22 protein-coding genes and 1 pseudogene are annotated in these 16,452 nt (G+C 45.6%); 17 read left to right on the top strand and 6 right to left on the bottom strand.

From position 1 onward, the window contains the following. Positions 1-67: 67 nt before the first annotated feature. The 4 genes from ABIO93_RS20480 to msrB are packed head-to-tail and all read left to right on the top strand — an operon-like array spanning position 68 to position 2,336. Positions 68-325, top strand: a complete 258-nt coding sequence (locus ABIO93_RS20480) for a DUF1223 domain-containing protein (RefSeq protein ID WP_348071075.1) — start codon at positions 68-70, stop codon at positions 323-325. Further along, positions 322-1,047 (top strand): cytochrome b/b6 domain-containing protein, encoded by a 726-nt coding sequence (locus tag ABIO93_RS20475; RefSeq protein WP_348071073.1) that lies wholly within the window; start codon positions 322-324, stop codon positions 1,045-1,047. Before ABIO93_RS20480 ends, ABIO93_RS20475 begins: the two co-directional genes overlap by 4 nt. Then, positions 1,031-1,798 carry a molybdopterin-dependent oxidoreductase gene (locus ABIO93_RS20470; protein WP_348071071.1) on the top strand — a complete coding sequence of 256 codons (768 nt, stop codon included), beginning with the start codon at positions 1,031-1,033 and terminating at the stop codon, positions 1,796-1,798. The genes ABIO93_RS20475 and ABIO93_RS20470 overlap by 17 nt, the downstream gene beginning before the upstream one ends. Positions 1,799-1,847: 49 nt before the next feature. Continuing rightward, positions 1,848-2,336, top strand: a complete 489-nt coding sequence (gene msrB / locus ABIO93_RS20465; protein WP_348071069.1) for a peptide-methionine (R)-S-oxide reductase MsrB — start codon at positions 1,848-1,850, stop codon at positions 2,334-2,336. A gap of 75 nt (positions 2,337-2,411) precedes the next feature. Here the strand turns inward: msrB and ABIO93_RS20460 are convergent, their stop codons facing one another. The 3 genes from ABIO93_RS20460 to ABIO93_RS20450 all read right to left on the bottom strand — a co-directional run bounded on the left by ABIO93_RS20460 (position 2,412) and on the right by ABIO93_RS20450 (position 4,983). Continuing rightward, positions 2,412-3,254 carry a DUF6544 family protein gene (locus tag ABIO93_RS20460; RefSeq protein WP_348071067.1) on the bottom strand — a complete coding sequence of 281 codons (843 nt, stop codon included), beginning with the start codon at positions 3,252-3,254 and terminating at the stop codon, positions 2,412-2,414. Positions 3,255-3,287: 33 nt separating this feature from the next. Further along, on the bottom strand, positions 3,288-3,749 hold the full coding sequence (locus tag ABIO93_RS20455; RefSeq protein WP_348071065.1) for an alpha amylase C-terminal domain-containing protein: 462 nt from the start codon (positions 3,747-3,749) through the stop codon (positions 3,288-3,290). A 142-nt stretch (positions 3,750-3,891) separates the two neighbouring features. After that, on the bottom strand, positions 3,892-4,983 hold the full coding sequence (locus ABIO93_RS20450) for an exo-alpha-sialidase (protein WP_348071063.1): 1,092 nt from the start codon (positions 4,981-4,983) through the stop codon (positions 3,892-3,894). On the opposite strand from ABIO93_RS20450, the gene ABIO93_RS20445 reads away from it, so the two are divergent. The 5 genes from ABIO93_RS20445 (at position 4,971) to ABIO93_RS20425 (ending at position 8,428) form a co-directional block, all read left to right on the top strand. Next, entirely contained in the window at positions 4,971-5,312 is a 342-nt protein-coding gene (locus ABIO93_RS20445; protein ID WP_348071061.1) for a DUF1016 N-terminal domain-containing protein, read from the top strand. The two genes, ABIO93_RS20450 and ABIO93_RS20445, sit on opposite strands and share 13 nt — an antisense overlap. A 167-nt stretch (positions 5,313-5,479) precedes the next feature. Continuing rightward, positions 5,480-6,316, top strand: a complete 837-nt coding sequence (locus ABIO93_RS20440; RefSeq protein ID WP_348071059.1) for an AraC family transcriptional regulator — start codon at positions 5,480-5,482, stop codon at positions 6,314-6,316. Between the two features lie 81 nt (positions 6,317-6,397). Continuing rightward, on the top strand, positions 6,398-7,186 hold the full coding sequence (locus tag ABIO93_RS20435; protein ID WP_348071057.1) for a hypothetical protein: 789 nt from the start codon (positions 6,398-6,400) through the stop codon (positions 7,184-7,186). 16 nt (positions 7,187-7,202) lie between these two features. Then, positions 7,203-7,646 (top strand): ester cyclase, encoded by a 444-nt coding sequence (locus ABIO93_RS20430; RefSeq protein ID WP_348071055.1) that lies wholly within the window; start codon positions 7,203-7,205, stop codon positions 7,644-7,646. Positions 7,647-7,876: 230 nt separating this feature from the next. Beyond that, positions 7,877-8,428: a dihydrofolate reductase family protein gene (locus ABIO93_RS20425; RefSeq protein WP_348071053.1), complete on the top strand. Its 552-nt coding sequence runs from the start codon at positions 7,877-7,879 to the stop codon at positions 8,426-8,428. A 34-nt stretch (positions 8,429-8,462) separates the two neighbouring features. On the opposite strand, the gene ABIO93_RS20420 is transcribed toward ABIO93_RS20425, so the two are convergent. Beyond that, positions 8,463-8,894 (bottom strand): DUF1801 domain-containing protein, encoded by a 432-nt coding sequence (locus ABIO93_RS20420; RefSeq protein WP_348071051.1) that lies wholly within the window; start codon positions 8,892-8,894, stop codon positions 8,463-8,465. 74 nt (positions 8,895-8,968) lie between these two features. Next, positions 8,969-9,535, bottom strand: coding sequence for a dihydrofolate reductase family protein (locus ABIO93_RS20415; RefSeq protein WP_348071049.1), 567 nt, complete (start codon positions 9,533-9,535; stop codon positions 8,969-8,971). Positions 9,536-9,770: 235 nt separating this feature from the next. Between ABIO93_RS20415 and ABIO93_RS20410 the strand changes: the two genes are divergently transcribed. From ABIO93_RS20410 to ABIO93_RS20400, 3 genes are all read left to right on the top strand, one after another. Continuing rightward, positions 9,771-10,517: a type II CAAX endopeptidase family protein gene (locus tag ABIO93_RS20410; protein ID WP_348071047.1), complete on the top strand. Its 747-nt coding sequence runs from the start codon at positions 9,771-9,773 to the stop codon at positions 10,515-10,517. A gap of 79 nt (positions 10,518-10,596) precedes the next feature. Further along, positions 10,597-11,580, top strand: a complete 984-nt coding sequence (locus tag ABIO93_RS20405; RefSeq protein WP_348071045.1) for a sugar phosphate isomerase/epimerase family protein — start codon at positions 10,597-10,599, stop codon at positions 11,578-11,580. A gap of 106 nt (positions 11,581-11,686) precedes the next feature. Further along, positions 11,687-11,977 (top strand): hypothetical protein, encoded by a 291-nt coding sequence (locus ABIO93_RS20400; protein ID WP_348071043.1) that lies wholly within the window; start codon positions 11,687-11,689, stop codon positions 11,975-11,977. 48 nt (positions 11,978-12,025) lie between these two features. On the opposite strand, the gene ABIO93_RS20395 is transcribed toward ABIO93_RS20400, so the two are convergent. Then, entirely contained in the window at positions 12,026-12,985 is a 960-nt protein-coding gene (locus ABIO93_RS20395) for a quinone oxidoreductase (RefSeq protein ID WP_348071041.1), read from the bottom strand. Between the two features lie 302 nt (positions 12,986-13,287). Here ABIO93_RS20395 and ABIO93_RS20390 point away from each other — a divergent pair, with 302 nt between their 5' ends. The 5 genes and pseudogenes from ABIO93_RS20390 to ABIO93_RS20370 all read left to right on the top strand — a co-directional run. Further along, complete coding sequence (locus tag ABIO93_RS20390) at positions 13,288-14,268, top strand: hypothetical protein (protein ID WP_348071039.1); 981 nt, start codon at positions 13,288-13,290, stop codon at positions 14,266-14,268. Between the two features lie 223 nt (positions 14,269-14,491). Then, the gene (locus ABIO93_RS20385; protein ID WP_348071037.1) at positions 14,492-14,944 is read left to right on the top strand and encodes an SRPBCC domain-containing protein; all 453 of its coding nucleotides are present in this window, start codon (positions 14,492-14,494) and stop codon (positions 14,942-14,944) included. Continuing rightward, the gene (locus ABIO93_RS20380; RefSeq protein WP_348071035.1) at positions 14,925-15,248 is read left to right on the top strand and encodes a metalloregulator ArsR/SmtB family transcription factor; all 324 of its coding nucleotides are present in this window, start codon (positions 14,925-14,927) and stop codon (positions 15,246-15,248) included. The genes ABIO93_RS20385 and ABIO93_RS20380 overlap by 20 nt, the downstream gene beginning before the upstream one ends. A 15-nt stretch (positions 15,249-15,263) precedes the next feature. Then, positions 15,264-15,638, top strand: coding sequence for a SnoaL-like domain-containing protein (locus ABIO93_RS20375; RefSeq protein ID WP_348071033.1), 375 nt, complete (start codon positions 15,264-15,266; stop codon positions 15,636-15,638). A gap of 45 nt (positions 15,639-15,683) precedes the next feature. Then, positions 15,684-16,424 (top strand): annotated as a pseudogene (locus tag ABIO93_RS20370) (NAD(P)-binding domain-containing protein); the annotation flags it as partial. Positions 16,425-16,452 lie beyond the last annotated feature (28 nt).

Genomic DNA, 16,452 nt, shown 5'->3' with positions numbered 1-16,452 from the left:
ACCAATTTCCGGATACTAATCTGGCCACAGGATCATTTCGTATATTTATTATTAAAACTTCATAACGATGAAAACACTTGCAGTTTCATTTTTCATATTGGGCCTCGGTCTGTTCTTCGCGGCCTCTAACCCGGACAGCAGTACATACAAATCCACCAATAGTAGTGAAGTCAATCCTGTTTTTGCCGTCGTAGAATGGTTCACCTCGGAAGGTTGTGCGAGCTGCCCGTCTGCCGATAAACTGGCTGCCCGAATTCAGAAAGAAAACGCGGAAAAGCCGGTGTATATCCTCGCTTCTCACGTCGATTATTGGAATTTGCTATGAAAGTCATCAAAGAGAAACATGCTTTTGCGATGCGGTGGACGCATTGGGTGAATTTTCCGGTCCTGGCGATCATGATATGGAGCGGCCTGCTCATTTACTGGGCAACCGGCGTTTATACGATCAGCATTTTCGGGTACACTTTGATCAAGTTCTTTCCTGCTAAATTTTACGAATTTTTCAATCTGCGCAGGCGGCTGGCGGAAGGAATGGCTTTCCACTTTCTTTTTATGTGGTTCTTTGCCGTCAACGGTTTTCTGTATATCCTTTACACAATCATATCAGGAGCATGGCGCGAGCTTATTCCTAAAAAATCGTCTTTCAAAGAAGCCTGGTTGGTTGTTCTGCACGATCTGCATATCAGGAAAACTACGCCGCCGCAAAACAAATACAATGCTGCGCAACGAATTGCATATACTTCCATCATCATCATGGGATTTGGGTCGCTTGTTACCGGTCTTGCGATTTACAAACCCGCGCAGTTTTACTGGATAACCTGGCTTTGCGGCGGGTATCATTTTGCGAGAATCTTACACTTCGCGCTGACGATGGGCTACATGCTGTTTTTTGTCGTGCATGTAGTACAGGTGATCCTGGCCGGATGGAACAACTTTCGATCGGTCATTGCCGGATTTGAGGTTTTAGAAGTTTCAGCCGTGCCGGAGTTCCAACCACTGCCAGAAGAACCCAATCTTAAAGTTGATCCCAATGAGCCAGAAAAATAGCACCATCGAGCAAAAGATAAAAAGACGAAATTTCATCTCCTTCGGCACTTTTGCCGTCTTCTCGGCAGCTGCATTCGGAGGCTGGAAATGGCTGTACAATTCCGAAAAAGAGGAAATGGGCATTACTGCTCGTGCACGCCTGCCTCTACGCAAAGCCATGAATAAAACCGAGGTGTTTTTCAGGAATTTTTTCAGCAATAACCATCTCGTCAAAACTTACCCGAAATCGTGGGCTGCGAAAAATGTGCGGGTAAACAGTCAGATTGGCCTGGAAAAGGATGGTTTCAATCCGGAAGAATGGGAGCTTTCAGTAATAAAAGGCGACAAGGACATCCTCAAACTAAGAATGGCGGATATTAAGGCGCTGCCTAAAACCGAAATCATTTTCGATTTCAAATGTGTGGAAGGCTGGGACCAGATACAGCATTGGGCCGGGGTGCGGTTTATTGATTTTGTTTCTTACTACCACCTCGAAAACCAGTCGAAAATGCAGTATGTTGGCATGAAAACACCCAATTCAAAATATTATGTTGGACTGGATATGCCCAGTGCAATGCATCCTCAAACCATCCTCGCCTACGAAATGAACGGCGAGCCACTGACGCTGGACCATGGTGCACCGCTCCGTCTGATCATTCCGGTCAAGTATGGCATCAAAAACCTAAAAAGGATCGGGACCATTTCGTTCAGCGACAAGCGCCCAGGGGATTATTGGGCCCGGCATGGCTACGATTACTATTCAGGGCTATAAAATGCTATTTCCATACAGATTTAAAACAAACACTTTAATCAGCAACATTATGAAAGTCTTACCGATTATTTTCTCACTTACCGTGCTATTCGCAACCATAGCGTGCAGCCAGGACCAGCAAAAAAAGGCAGTTGAAAAAACAAAGTACCCTGTCTCAAAAACAGACCAGGAATGGCAGAAACAGCTATCCAAGGAAGCCTATGCCATTATGGTTAAAAAAGGTACTGAGCGGCCCTATCAAAACCCTTATTGGGATAATCACAAAAAAGGGTATTACGTAAGTGCGGCAACGGGGGATACTTTATTCACCTCAGACACAAAGTTTGAGTCGGGCACAGGCTGGCCGAGCTTTTACAAACCTTACAATGAAAAAGCGGTGAAAGTGGTAACGGACAATACACTGGGAATGGTCCGCGATGAGGTAGTGGAAAGCAAAACAGGCTTGCACCTGGGACACGTTTTCGACGACGGCCCCAAGCCCACCGGCAAACGCTATTGCATGAATTCGTATGCATTGAAATTTATATCGGCGAAATAACGGGGTTCCGAAGCCTTAACTTGCTGCTACTTATTTTGACGCAAAAATGACAACCTGGCCTCCACCCGGGGCTGCCTAGCAGTTATATGCTACACCCACAAGTTCGAATGTGCCGTAGGTAAGGTCCCGGTCTGGATAGGTGTAAATGGTCTGCGCATTTCGCATCAGCTTATATCCATTTATTTGCTGATAGTCTTTCAGCGGTGTTGCCCATGGTAATTGTTTACCTGCATCGGCCGAAAAGCGGTCTTGCGAGATAAAATTGCTGAGTGCCCCGTCATCATTGAAATATAGCCAGGCCGAAATAGTGATGTGATTGTTTGTAAAGGAAGCTTTCACCTGATTGCCTTGCACTTCCAGCCATTTGATGCGCTTGTCGATCAGCGTTGCAGGCGCCAGACAACACATATCATTGAAAAAGGTAACCGTCTCCGACAAATCCATCTCAGGCCCTTGTTGATATTGTACCCTGAAAAGTGAGAATAACCTAATGTCCATGAATGCAACCCCATTCCGAAAGCTGTGATAACCAGCAACAGGAAGCCTCTTCATGGAAGCTTTCATAAAAAACAGCCGGGTCGGGGTTTGCATGAAGTTATACTGCTGGGAAGTAAATGGCATCCATTCCGCTTGCTCGTCCTTGCGGATTTTGCCAGTGAATTCTATCTTGAAATTGTTGACTTTGGGTTTACCCAATGAACCGCTGAATCGGAGGTATCTTTTGACGGGCTCCGGCAATGTCTGAATGTCCGTTTCTGTCAATAACGAATTTCCAAAATAGGTAGGCTGCTGCAAACCGGTTTTAACATCGCTGCGATATTGGTTTTGGTAACGCCATAAAGCATATCGGGTGATAGCTATCCCAAGAAGGATCAACCCAATTGCCAGGAATCCAAATTGATAAATTGTTTTGTCCATATTTGAACTAACGCTACATTAACCTCACCGGTATCAACCGTAAATGACCAACGCCCGTGTAGGCAAGGTTAGCCGAATGGATTTTCCATTTCTATCTTCCACATTCAACTCTTCCGGGACTGACCCTGAGCCATACAAAAGCTTCATTTTGGAACCGGTACCATGTAGGTGCTCATCAATGGTTACATATACGACTGCTTGCTTGTGAGGGTGCAGGTTGATTGCGCACAACACTTCTGTCCCATTGAAGATGCGCGACCAGGCGATCACGTCATTAAAATGGTTGATCCCTGCATTTGGTGTGCTGAATTCAATGCCGTTTTCAGATATTGATCTCCAATAATGGTTACCAAATTGCAAAGCCGGATGGGCTTGAACAGACAGCTGCAGACCTTCCATCAGAGCGGTCTTTTCATGATAGTCTTTCCAAAAATCCAGAACGGCGGTTTGGTACAGAGGTGATGCCGATAATAGGTCAGATGCTGTCTCCATCATTGATGCGTAACGGTTATATGCCCGGGATAATACCCGTATAATCGAAATCGTAATAAATTTATGCCATGGCACCCAGCTTTCCGAGCTTTTTATTTATTTACCCAAACCGCGGAGCGTTAACAAGCTCGGCAGCCAATGAGCTCTATAAGAAAGACTTCACCATAATCTGCCCATCAAGCTCATACACACACAGTATTGATCCCCGATCGGGACTCCATGCAAGCTTGGGATACTGTCCGTTTCCAAGTGAAACCGTTTTTTGCTCGCCCGGGCTTTGAAATTGAATAACCCCATCCTGATGCCAGGCGATTGCTACACCTTTTTTGGTCTGGAGAATAACAGGCGTACGGCCATTTCCCAATTTAATCTCCGGTTTTGAAGGCTCAGCTACATACACATCCATTTGGCGCCTCCATACAGTGGTTACCTTTCCATCTGCATCAACGGACAGGTCTCCGCCGTCCATAGGACATCCATCAATCATAAAATCGCCCGTTCCGAGTCTCTGAGGCTTATTAAAATGCTCGCCATTATCTTTTGAGCTGATCAGGTACATATTTCGGGCTCCATCGAGCTTATTTCGAAACATGACGTATAACTCCCCCTTCTGATCGATTGCAACCGAAGGTTTGCAGCAATCACAAACCCCTTTTTGCTCGCCTTTGTAAATCAATTGGTTCTTACCCCAGGTTAGCCCTCCATCCTTCGAGAGCGAGCCGTATAAATTATTATTCCCCAGCCTTGTATCGAGCCAGGCGGTATAAACCAGGTTATCCTTGCCAGCGCTGATTCCGGACAATGCTTCCAGTGCGGTCGTGTCGGCATCGTTGACCCTTACCGGGCTTGACCAATGATTTTTTGCATTTGAAAGACGCATGGCATACAGGTTGCCGAAGTGATCGCCGACAGTGACCACGGTGTAATCCTTTGTAGTGGTAATTTGCGGCCCCCTACCCATTCCAAGGCCCATTTTTGAAAAATTGCCTAACATCAACGGTTCTGCATACGACTTTCCACCGTCATTGGAGGATGTATAATACAGATCCCGTTCGTTCCCATTTTTGACGCCGTACACAATATGTATCCTGCCTTTGCCATCGACACTAATTTCCGGCTGGCTGCCTGCTCCCAGCTTGTGTTCAGTTTCAATGGTAATCACCCCTCCTATATCATGGTAGCCTGCCAGGGATATAAAAAAGGTTAGAACGGTGGTTAGAAATTTTGAGAACATCATGGTATAGTTTAAGAAAACTCGGAAAGAGTGGACACTTCTTTAAAGGAATAAACCCAGTAATTTACCTAGATGCAGTCGGTGAATTATCTGACCCGCTATGGACGTACAAACTTAAATACAATTACTATGAAAAGTATAGTACTAAACAAAATGCCATCCAATCCGTTAATACAGCACTGATCAATCTTTACTGGCTGATTGGCCAGCAAATCAGTCGGCGAATTTCTGCTGCTTCCTGGGGTAAAAAGACAATAGATGAACTGGCCAATCACCTTAAAGTAAATCAACCTGAGTTGAAAGGATTTAGCCGCGTGGATTGTATCGGATGAAGCAATTGAATGAATGGAACCTTACATCTGTCAAACGAAATTGAGCCCCCGCCAAAAATTACCATCTACTCAAAAAATACGCAGCCGGCTCAATTATTTGACATTCAATAGCTTGTAAATATTTTTATCTTCTACATTCAATGTTGTTTCCCTACAACATTAGAACCATGATTTATAAGAAGATAGCGCCCTGCATTTTGTTGAAGCCATTCGTCGAGACATTTTACGTATGGGAGACCTCGATCAATCACGCCGTTATTTCAAAAATAGAGTCACCGCCAAGTGGCTTTGTTTCGATGGTATTTAACTACGGTGAAGCCTACAAGGTCGATAATGATAAAAAAGGCGAGATCACCGTTCCTGCCAGTTTTGTGACAGGCCAGGCAACAAAAAGGTACCAGCTCCGCCTGAACGGAGATCTTGGGATGATTGGCATTGTTTTCAAACCTTCGGCATTGTTTATGCTTCTAGGCATACCGATGTATGAATTCAACGACGAGCGCATTGATCTGACCAACATTCTGGGACGCCAGGCACACACTTTACTGCAATGCATCCAGGATAGCCCAGGCCATATTCAGCGGATTGAAATCCTCGAAAAGTTTCTGATCACGCTTATTCGCAAGTCTCCGCGAGCACAGGATAGGACCGATCATATTGCCAATCTGATTCATGAAAGACACGGCGTGCTCTCGACCCAAGATTTAATGAAAGAACTTTGTGTTTGTCAGCGCCAATTTCAGCGGTTGTTCCTGATGAAAGTGGGTGTCAGCGCGAAATACTTCGCCAGGATTTCCCGGGTAAGCGACTTATGTGCACGGATGGCCGTAAAAAAATGGAATATCGCTGATTGGAATGATCTTGTCCATCATTACGGCTACTACGATCAATCCCACTTTATCAAAGAGTTCACCGAATTTGTCGGAAAGTCGCCGTCGGGATATGTCAGGTCCAATCAGGAACTGGCGAACTATGTCGATACCTCAAAAGTTCGGATGGACTAAGTACAATGTCGTTTTTTTACAATACTATCCCTCTTGCTCCCGGTAGTTTTGCAATCACACAAATCAATCATTTACAGGGACATGAAAAAGTTATTAGTATCATTTTGCCTGCTTTTTTTCGCAGGATTTACAGCATTCAGGCCGGTCAGTAAAGTTGACGGCGTATTTATCAGGTCGGCCTTCAAATTCGGCGACATGAAAGATTGGGGGAAGGACGATTCCTTAACGGTCATCAAGGTATTGCGGGACGGCTTTTGGATGGTCGCTTATTACGACGACAACAGAAAGGGCCGCGCTTCCTTCAACGGCCTCGCGGGAGGCACATACGAGATCGCAAATGGAAAATACGTGGAGCATATCAGCTTCTATTCCTGGGATTCGACGGCCGCTGGAAAAACTTTTGAATTCGATTTTAAGGTTGGTGACCAGTCATTTGAGCAGCACGGCAAGATCAATTCCGATAAGTACAAAGATTACCCGATCCATGAGAAATTTACGCGGCTGCAGGCTGATTCGCCATTGGCCGACAAGCGGCTCGAAGGTATCTGGAAAATGAAGCAGGGTGAATGGGGGACGCAGCGGCTTGGAGAAGGCATTTATAAAAATACGACCGTTATCAAGATGTATTCCTACCCGATTGCTGTATATGCCTATTATAATGAAGCGACTAAAAGTTTTCTCGGCGGAGGCGGAGTTCGCTATCACTTCAACGGCGATACATTGACCGAAACCAATGAGTTCTGGTCATGGAAACCGGATGGAAGCCGGAAAGGACTGAAGCAGGACCATCAGATTACTTTTGATAAAAACAACATCACGCAAAAAGGCTGGTCAGGTACGTTGACTGAACAATATGAAAAAATACGGTAGTCAAATAAACGAAAACATGGAAACCATTAAAAAAGAAAACCTCTCGGAATTGACCCGCAAAGGAACTTGCATTGCATTCTTCTCGGCCTACCAGGACCTGGATGCGGACCGGATGATAGGCCTTGCCATACCGGAAGCGATGGTATCATTTATTCCGCTGGGCGAGGACGGAAGGGGACTATTCCGTGAATTCGGGAAAGGAGTGTGGAGCTTGCTCATGGATTGCTTCCCCGACCTTGACAATACGGTGGATGCGATGATTACCAGGAACGAAGCCATCGAATGTAATGTCCTGATCTTTGGCACACAGAAAAAAGACTTCCTGGGCCTCCCGGCAAAAGGGTTGCGGTTCGAGAGTGAGCATATTTTTGTATTCCGGTTCAACGCCGATGATCAGATCGTTGACCTTACCATTGACTGGGATCATGCAGGTTTTGTTGCCCAGCTGAGCGGACAGTAGCAAGCCATTTGGAGGGTTGTTGTTTGGTTCGCAGTACGGCCTGGGTGTGATCAATATTCATGCCCAGGTTTTGTTCCCTTAAAAATCTCCCCCTAAGAGATCTTAACCGCCGACGAAACCAAACATGTCCCAAATGCCCCCTGTAATTGTTCAATATCGCTTCACAACAAGGTGTGAAGTTGATCTATTTTTGTATTATTCAATGTGTGTTCATTTAGATATCAGATAACATGAGAAAAATAATTGCAGCGATCAACATGACTGTCGACGGGTTTTGCGACCATACGGCAGGGATTGCGAATGAGGAAACACATCAACATTACGCTGACCTGCTAAGTGATGCGGATCTCATTCTATATGGAAGGACTACTTTTCAACTGATGGAATATTGGCGCGATATCGTCGCCAATCCTACGGGCATTAAAGCAATGGATGAGTTTGCCGTGAAAATGGATCAGATCCCCAAAATTGTTTTTTCCCGCACACTGGAAAATGTTGACTGGAAAAATTCGGAATTGAAACGGGAGATTAATGAAGAAGAAATTCTTGAACTTAGGCAACAACCGGGTAAGGACATTTTAGCTGGTAGCCCAAGCTTGATAGTAGCGCTGACACAACTCGGCTTAATTGATGAATACCAACTCGCCGTACACCCGGTTATCTTAGGCAGCGGTTTGCCGCTATTCAAAAATATCACGGAAAAAATCGGCCTTAAACTCTTAAAAACAAAAACATTCGACTTTGGCGTAATCATCCTCTACTTTGAACCAGTAAAGGAATGAGTTCCAGACCAATGGTTTTCAACTGAATGTGGCGCTATGCATGGAGTGAAATCTCAACCCCATATCGCATAGCCGATTCAAGTATTTCAACGTTTATTTCTTTTAAAGTTTTGAACTTAATGCAGTACCCGGTTACGCTCGCCTTCCCAATTTCTTTTCCATAGGTTTGATTTAAGTATGCCTTATCGTTGATTCCAAAGATATACACAGAGATTCCGGTTTTGTTTGCACTTATACCGATTTGATAAAATGCCCTGGTTGCGCCATCAGCATATTTCATGGTATGCAGTCCATATCCTATATTGGGATTAGAAACAGTTTTATTTTCACTGTTTTTACCATCAAGGAACCATAATTTACATGCCGGCATTACGCCTAGAATGAGGCGGTGCAACTCTTGCATGTCGCTTCGTTTTGGTTCAGGCTGACTAGTAATATACGCTTCGATTTGCTCTTGTACGTTCATACGAAATATAAAATTGCGGGTTCCTATCACCTCTGGAATTCAGGCGCTCACTAAACTTGGAGCCTGTCAGCGGTTCATTTCGTCGTGTAATGTAATGCAACGACACCCGAACCCAGCGTTTTCGATTCCAGCAATTTCAAATTGCTTAGCTGCGTATTGCCATCGAACAAACTGATTCCTTCTCCCAATATCACGGGATGTAGGGTCAGCCTGTACTCGTCTATCAGCCCGAGATTCATGAAACTTTTGGCGAGACCAGGGCTGCCGAATATCACCAGGTCTTTGCCCGGCTGCTGTTTCAGTTTGTTCACCTCTTCCACAATGTTGTCTTTGATCAATGTGGTATTATTCCAATCTGCGCTCGTCAATGTCGTCGAGAAAACGATCTTGGGAATTTCCTGCACCCATTGTGCATGTTCAAGTGTCTGCCCGCTTGTATTCGGGTCGTTCAATACGGTAGGCCAGTAGCCTTCCATTAAATGGTAAGTGTTTTTGCCGTACACAGGCGCACCCACTGTTTTAACCAATTCTGCCGCGAATTGTTGCAGCTCACCATCATAGGTCAAAAAGGCAAGGCCACCATTCTTGTCACCGGCAAAACCGTCCAGGGACATGTGCGCAAATAAAACCAGCTTTCTCATTGTAAGTGCATTTTGTTTTTTGAATGATAATTAATTCCTGACACAAAACTACTGTCATCGCAGCAGAATATTTGCGGGGGTTCGCGACAATAAAGGGGGGCTATGAGGCCAATCGAAAATCAATTCGTGTCGGGATCTCACCGCCAAATCATCTCGGCCCTTTACAAAAGCTTTACATATAGGAGCAATGCTTGTAAATTTGGCTTAACTACACTCCATACGATATTCCCTCTCCATGACCAACGACGAACTCAGACCTGTATGGAAGAAAATATTTGACTTCAACTGGAAGTTTGGCCTATTTCTGATCATTATCATTTGCGTACCCCGGTTCCTTTTAGTACTTCATGCAAACACTTCCGGAAATTATGGATCGATTGGCGCTGTCATGCTGGTTTCTGCCATCGCGCCATTCGTATTCCTGACCAAATTGGGCAGAAGAGAGATCGGGATCATTAAACCAAAAAAATACCAGGCACTTGTTGTAGCTTTTATTGCAGGGCTCGCATTCAGTTTACTTTTTCATTGGCTGGGAAAAGGCCTGTATGGAAACACGTTTGAAAACTGGTATCAATACATTGGCCGCTCCTACAAAATACCAACGAAAATAAGTCCCCGGGACAAAGAAATCCTTTTCACCATCATGGCGATCACCGGAATGATATTTAGTCCAATCGGGGAAGAATTGTTTTTCAGGGGAATTGTTCATGCCAGCTTTGCCCAATCCATAGGGGATAAAAAAGCCTCATTGGTGGACAGTTCTGCATTTGCACTCACACATATCTCACATTTTGGACTTGTGTTTATTGATGATCAATGGCGACTGCTATTAGTTCCGACTTTAATATGGATATTGGGTATGTTCATTGTAAGTCAGTTATTTCTAATCTTCAAAAGGTACGCGGGTTCTATTTTAGGAGCAATTTTCTGCCATGCGGCTTTCAACCTGGGCATGATCTATTGTATTTTTTATTTAATGTAAAGTGAAAAAATAGCGAAAACAGTGTCACAACGAAGCGAAAAGCTTATTTTGCCAAAACTATCGCTAACCACTTAACTTTATGATGGAAAATTCTAATGCGCCTGAAACCTCGGGTTCAAGAAGGAACTGGCTCAAAAAATCAACATTGATCGGGTCTGCATTGCTTACCGGCTCGCTTGCCAATGCAGCGGAGCCTGTCAACAAACCGGCAGTTGTCACCAGGCGACTACCCATCGCCGTTTCAACTTACTCGTACTGGCCGTTGCAAGGCGCCAAATATCCGATCAAAAACGTGATCGAAGACGCGGCACGCCTTGGTTTTGACGGCGTCGAGATCCTGCACCGCTCGATGGAGGAGGAAACGGTGGCCTACCAGAACAAATTGAAACGCATTGCATTCGATAACGGCATGACGCTGCCTTTGCTGTCCATCCACCAGAACTTCCTGCAACCGGACGCCGCCAAACGCAAGGCCGACATTGAGCATACGTACAAATGCATCAACATGGCCGTGCAAATGGGCATTCCCTGCGTCCGCATGAACACCGGCTCATGGGGAACAGTCAAAAACAAGCGGCAGGGAGACTACTACACCCACGGCATTGAGCCGCCCATTGAAGGCTACACCGACGAAGACGGCATCAAATGGACGATCGACGGTATGGGAGAATGTTTGCAATATGCCGAAAAAGCAGGCGTCGTGCTGGCCCTTGAAAATCACTGGGGATTATCATCCAACATTGACTACCTGCTGCGAATGTACAATGCATTAAAAAGCTCACCATCAATGGGTTTGAATGTAGATACCGGGAATTTCGTAGGAGAACCTTACGCCGGACTGGAAAAACTGGCACCTTACGCGACGATCGTACAGGCCAAAACCTACTACGGCGGCGGCACATTTTACAATAAAGAAATGGATTACGAACGCATCGGCAAGATCTTCCAGAAAGCCAATTACAAAGGGTTCGTATCCCTGGAAATGGAGGGAAAAGAAGACCCTAAAACCTCGGTACCGAAGAGTTTGGAGATGCTCAGAAAGGCATTTACGTTTACGGCGTGATTGAAAAAGCCCGGGCGAAGTCTCTCCGGCTTCGCCCGGGCTATATATGTTTTTCGTCACACGCAATGTGCTACATTGGCTACTTATTCAGCAACAATCCTTCCTAATGACACTCTTTTGGATCCTTTGGATTTTCTGCGCCGGTATATTGGTAGCTCTCCTTTACTATTTCCTCGACAGCGTGTACACAACACCTGGCGGTCCGCCAGCCGCTTTCTTCAAGGCAGCCGTGCCTATTATAGGTTTACCGATCACCATGTTACTGGTAAGTCCACTGCTGGCAAGCAATGGTTTTTATGTACTCGCAAATTGTTTGCTGGCCATACCTGATATACTCGGGCTGTTGTACCTCCTGTGGCTGCTGATATATGCTACCTCGGGCGGACGTAAAAATTAAGATGTTCAAAGCTTGTTTTTGCCCGCTCCACGATAACGGGTTGGTTCCTTATGGCTCCATCAAAATCTTCCCCGTGCTCTTCCTTCCTTCCATCAGATCATGTGCTCTTTTCCCTTCGGAAAGCTTGAAAATGGTTGGTGGGGAAACTTTTATTTTTCTGCTAATGATCCATTCAAAAAGCTGCTCCGACCTCCTGATCCGTTCCGATCCTGATGTGAGGTAATCCCATAGGTCGCCTCCCGTAATCGTTCTGGAATAGGCTATAATCCCTAATGGATCACCCAGTTCCAACTTCCCGCCTGCCAGGCCAAACAGTACTATATTGCCCAGCACTTTTGTTACCGCAATGCTGGTCGCCATGGTAGTGCCAATGCTTTCGTACACCACATCCACCCCGTCCGGGTACATTTCCAAGACTTTGGTTTTCCAATCGTCACCGTATAAAAAGACGGCATCTGCCCCTGATGAAAGTGCTGTTTCCTGCTTGTCCTTGGATGATACCAGGCCTATCACATTGGCGCCAAGCATTTTACAGACCTGAGTCAGCAACTGCCCCACGCCACCCGCTGCGGCGTGAACAAGTGCAACCTCACCGGGCTTTATTGGATGGCTGTCCGCCGTGAGGTAATGCGCTGTGAGCCCTTGTAACATGACCGAGGCAGCGATTTCGAAGCTAATTTCGTCAGGCAGTGGAACTGCATTCTCCACGGGCACCGCCACCAGCTCCGCATTCGCAAACGGTACATCCGCAAATGCAACCCGGTCGCCAGGTTTGAACTCCGGATGATGATTGGAATCTTTTACAATTCCGGCCCCCTCATAACCATTGATATAAGGCGCATGACCTCTCACAGGATAGTCACCGCTCCTGCGCATGAGATCCGCGAAGTTGAGACCAATGCTCTTCATCTCTACCAGTATCTTCCCTTTTTTCAGTACCGGGGCATTTACTTCCTGGTATTCAAGCACATCCGAACCGCCGAATGCTGAAAATGTGAGTGCTTTCATTACTAATTGTTTACGACTTCATGGCTAATAGATTCCCAAAATTCCCACCCGGACAGGTCTTAAAATTGTATAAATCGGAACAGGTAAGTATTTCGAACAAATATACGCCTGCCAGCGAACCGATAGTATATTGTAACCGTTCGCCGCTTTTTGTTGGATAACTCACTGATCTTATTTTGGGGTGACCCGCGTATTTGACTCACTGCCATTCAAAATGGTAATGGTTGAATATATTTTCCTGCTTGGCATAAGCAGGATCGATAGCGATTTACAGATCAATTAAATAGATAAAGTGAGATTTTATGATAACCAACGAGAATTTAGACGGCGTACCGGGATGGATCGGCGGATTTGAACAGTCAGATCCTGCGTTCGCCTATCCCGACCCAAACCTTACATCGTTGCCCATGCTCGGCAACATGGACAACATTGATCTGCTGGAACGCCAGCAGCCTGTAAAATGGCCGGAGTTCAGCTGGGAAACAGAAAGAGGCCAGCCGGACCCGAAGCGGTGTTTTCAAATGTTCGCCCCTTACATTTCCAGACTCGGTTACACAGATGAAGGAAGAATATACTCCATTATCTGTCCCCAGCAGGGTGTTTGCTACCCGAATGTAGGCTGCATGAATGTAGAAGTTTCCGTTACAGGACAGCGGGGCTGGGTAGACGAAACCACCAAAACACTCGCTGCTGACATGACGGTTGAAGGCAAAATCTGGTTCAGTCCAAGCGCCCTTCAAGATTTGAAAGTTAAGTTTTTGTGGGACCTTTTCAAAAATACAGGTCTCCCCTTCCCTGCCGACAAAGCGAATGCGATTATCGTCACAACCCACCATAATCAAAACCCGCTGCAACCCATTTTCCCGGTCCGTACCGGGCAGACAACCCTATTCAAAAGTCCGGACTTTGCGATTCACGACGAAGCATGGGCGGTGGGCAATATAGAAGTAGAAATCGGACCGATCAAAAAAACAGGTAATACGCTCGTCGATGACTTTAATCAGCTCATCATGGATGTTTTTAACCTGGCTTCTGGCAATATGTTACAGCCGGGCAACCTGCTTTCCTGGAATGTCTGGTTTACGGAACCGGAACTTGTGGACAAAGAGGAATGGCGGACGCACGCCGAGCGCTGGCGTGATTCCATCGACGAAGATCATGGAAGCCCGTGCGGCGACGGCACAACTGCACGCTATTTTGATGGTACTCCTTTTAATGCCGCCGAAGAACTCTTCGAGGAAAAAATCAAAGAGATCGTTGCCTGGATTTGGAAACATCTTTGAGGCAATGTTGAGATTTATATATAGAAAGAACTTGCCCTAATAACTTAAAACGGTAAGTCAAAAACCGGCACGGGATGTATCTGTGCCGGTTTTTCCATAATAATGCGTCTTTAAGAAACTTTTCCGGCACTCCCCTTTTTAAATGATATCTAAAATTTCTTGCAAAAAAATTGCGTAACTCAAAAGTTACCTATACATTTGGGTAACCTAAAAGTTACTCATTATGACAAAAACAATCAAACACCAGTTTTTCTTCCCGCATCCGCCCGAAACGGTTTGGGAATATCTCACCAAACCCGAACTTATGGGTTTGTGGCTAATGAAAAACAATTTTCAACCTGTCCTCGGTCATGATTTTCAATTCAGGACCAATCCTATTCCCAGCCTCAATTTCGACGGGATTTTTCATTGCACTGTATTAGAGATCGATCCGGCCAGGAAGCTTTCTTACTCATGGCGGAGCGGGCCAGGTGATGGCGAGATCACACTCGACTCGGTGGTGGTGTGGCAGTTGCAGCCAACTGACAAAGGCACTGAGCTTTTCCTCGAACATAGTGGTTTCGAAAGAGAAGAAAATCTGAACTTCTACAATGGTCTGATGGACGGCTGGCTCAAAAACTTGCACAAGATCGCTAATCATTTAAACGCTGCACCCAATGGCAACACCAACGCTTGACGCATTCCAGGTGATCGGGGATCCGAGCAGGAGGAAGATGTTAATGCTCCTTTCTGAGGATAGTTTAACGATCAATAGCCTGGCTGACAATTTCGACATGAGCCGCCCGGCTGTTTCAAAGCATGTCAAAATCCTGCACCATGCAGGGTTTATCTCCATCGAGGACATTGGTCGTGAACGGTATTGCACGCTGAAACAGGATGGATTTAAGGAGTTGCAGAACTGGATATCCTACTTTGATCAGTTCTGGCTATCGAAACTGAAAACACTGGAAACATTATTAAACAACAGATTACCAAACTAATAAAATCAGATTTTTATGACAGCTAACAACACAATGACTACACATGAAGTCGCTGCACGGTTCAATGAGCTTGCTCAGCAAGAGAAATGGTTTGAAATTCAGGACGAGTTTTTTGCAGATGATGTAAAGAGCCTTGACCCTCCAAACTCTCCCTATTTTGGCTATGCCGAAGGCAAATCCGCTGTCCGCAGGAAAGGGGAAGATTTCGTAAAACGGATAACAGCAGCACACAAACTGTTTACATCCGAACCCCTTGTGAGCGGTAACCATTTTGCAGTCGGCAGAGAAAAAGACCTCACTGTGGACGGATTTGGAAGAATTCAGATCAGTCAGATCATGCTGTATGAAGTAAAAGACGGCCAGATTATATCCGAACAATTCTTTTATTGAACTCCATTTTTACAATATCAGCTTAACGCTTTCAGTAAATCTAAACCATCTATGAACATTGGGATCATTGGCTCAGGCGCGATAGGAAGCGGCCTGGCCGCTAAATTGACTAAGCTGGGACACCGTGTTTCGATTGCCAACTCCCGCGGCCCGGCTTCTTTAAAACAGCTCGCAGCGGAAACCGGAGCGGAGGCGGCTACAGTTGAAGAAGCTATTCAAAATAAGCAGGTGATCATTGTTTCGATCCCGACGAAAAACATACCGGATCTTCCGAAAAATCTGTTTCACGCTCTTCCAAAAGACGTAGTGATCATCGATACCTGCAATTATTACCCGCTACTCCGCGATGGGACCATTTCCGGACTTGAAAAGAGTGGCATTGATAGCTTATGGGTTCAGGAGCAGCTCGGCGTGCCAGTTGTTAAAGCATTCAATTCTATTTTCGCAACAAGTCTGAATGATTTTAGCAGGCCCAGGGGCGAAAAGGATCGCATAGCTCTTTCTGTTTCGGGTGATGACGCCAAGGCAAAGGATATTGCTTCCCAGCTGATTGATGAACTGGGTTTTGACACCTTTGACATGGGTACCATTGCTCAATCGTGGAGACAACAGCCAGGCACGTCTGTTTTTTGCCGGGATATTAATGTGGCTAAGCTCAAAAAACGAGTTGATGCAATGGGAACCGAATGGTCGGAAAAGCGTGACCAAATCATCGCACAACACCATGCCGACGAGTCATTTATAGCGGTAGACCATTCAGGCTGGTTGAAAAGTTTGCAAGATTAAAATCGCGCTTGCAGGCAGTTAGATCGTC

Origin of the sequence: Dyadobacter sp. (genome assembly GCF_039919315.1) — a bacterium.
GTDB lineage: Bacteria > Bacteroidota > Bacteroidia > Cytophagales > Spirosomataceae > Dyadobacter.
This window is presented reverse-complemented; position numbering and strand designations above follow the sequence as displayed.